We start from the raw sequence: 352 nt of genomic DNA on the forward strand, positions 1-352 counted from the left end.
GCTGGTTAGCTTTCTCTTCGGATACTTCGAGAGATTTAAGGGAGTTACCGACGACCTTTAATTCTTCTTCAAGCTCTGAGATCTTAGCGTCACCAGACTTGACACGGTCTTCGGCGACTTCGAGTTCGTCTTCAACGAAGGCCAGTTTTCGCGAAACCTCGTCGGATTTTCCGTCAGCGTCCTCGGCGAGGACACGGGCCTCTTTCAATTGGTTGGTGAGCTGGTCCATACGCTCCTCGTCCTGCTGTGCCCTGTTCTCCAACACTTTGCACATACGGTTGTTCTCGTCAGCCGACTGCTGGGCCTCGAGCAGCTTCTGTTGGGCGGTGCCGGACCTCTCCTCAGATTTCTC

The 352-nt window shown here is 54.0% G+C and carries 1 protein-coding gene; it reads right to left on the reverse strand.

The window, feature by feature from the left end; all coding sequences use genetic code 11:
* The coding region (locus tag F0L46_RS27745) for a tropomyosin (RefSeq protein WP_149822411.1) at window positions 1–352 on the reverse strand (352 nt) is incomplete at both ends.

The sequence above is a fragment of the Salinarimonas soli genome, assembly GCF_008386575.1.
In the GTDB taxonomy this organism is placed as follows: domain Bacteria; phylum Pseudomonadota; class Alphaproteobacteria; order Rhizobiales; family Beijerinckiaceae; genus Salinarimonas_A; species Salinarimonas_A soli.